This window comes from Achromobacter sp. DH1f (assembly GCF_000633435.1).
GTDB lineage: Bacteria > Pseudomonadota > Gammaproteobacteria > Burkholderiales > Burkholderiaceae_B > Achromobacter > Achromobacter deleyi.
In genome coordinates this window covers 1-1,109 of record NZ_AYMF01000072.1, presented here as the reverse complement: position 1 = coordinate 1,109, position 1,109 = coordinate 1, and the positions used below count along the sequence as shown (strand labels likewise).

Here is a 1,109-nt window from a genome sequence, read left to right as displayed (position 1 = left end):
GCGCCATCAGCGACAGGTTGTCCAGGCTGAAGCCCACCACGTACATGATGGCCGCCGTGCCCATCAGCGCCAGCGGCACCGTCACGCAGGGAATCAGTGTGGCCGCCACGTTGCGCAGGAACAGGAAGATCACCAGTACCACCAGGATGATGGTCAGCGTCAGCGTGAATTCCACGTCCTGCACCGATGCGCGGATGGTCTGGGTGCGATCGATGATCGTGTTCACGTGCACCGACGGCGGAATCGACGCTTCCAGCTTGGGCAGGGCCGCGCGGATGCGGTCCACGGTGTCGATCACGTTGGCGCCCGGCTGCTTGCTGATCTGCAGCACGATCGAGCGGCCGTTGGTGATGGTGTTGTCGGCGGGCGCCGCGGGGCCGGCGTAGGCCCAGCCGGCCAGCTTGGTGTTTTCGGGCCCGTCCACCGCCACGCCCACGTCGCGCACCCGGATCGGCGCGCCGTTGCGGTAGGCCAGCACCATGTCGTTCCAGGGCGCCGCCGACAGCAGCTGGTCGTTGGTGTAGGTGGTGAAACTCTGGCGCGGCCCGTCGATGGTGCCCTTGGGCTGGTTCACCGTGGTCGTCGCGATGACGCCGCGTATGTCTTCCAGGCTCAGCCCCAGCGCCGACAGCTTGCCGGGATCCACCTGGATGCGCACGGCCGGCTTCTGCTGGCCGCCGATATTGACCAGGCCCACCCCCGAGATCTGCGAAATCTGCTGCGCCAGGATGTTGTCGGCGTAGTCGTTCACCTGGATCAGCGGCAGCGTGTCCGACTGCACCGCCATCACCATGATGGGCGCGTCCGCCGGATTGACCTTGCGAAAGGTCGGCGGGTTGGGCAGGTTGGCGGGCAACTGGCCGGTGGCCGCGTTGATCGCGGCCTGCACGTCCACCGCCGCCGAATCGATGCTGCGGTTCAGGTCGAACTGCAGCGTGATCTGGGTCGTGCCGATGGCGCTGGCCGAGGTCATCTGCGACAGGCCCGCGATCAGCGAAAACTGGCGTTCCAGCGGCTGCGCCACGTTGGACGCCATGGTTTCCGGACTGCCGCCCGGCAGGTTGGCCTGCACCTGGATGGTGGGAAAGTCCACCTGCGGCAGCGGCGCC

The 1,109-nt window shown here is 67.2% G+C and carries 1 protein-coding gene; it reads right to left on the bottom strand.

The window, feature by feature from the left end; genetic code table 11:
- Positions 1-1,109, bottom strand: a 1,109-nt coding sequence (locus U858_RS0132940) for an efflux RND transporter permease subunit (RefSeq protein WP_025141336.1), incomplete at both ends; no start/stop codon positions are given.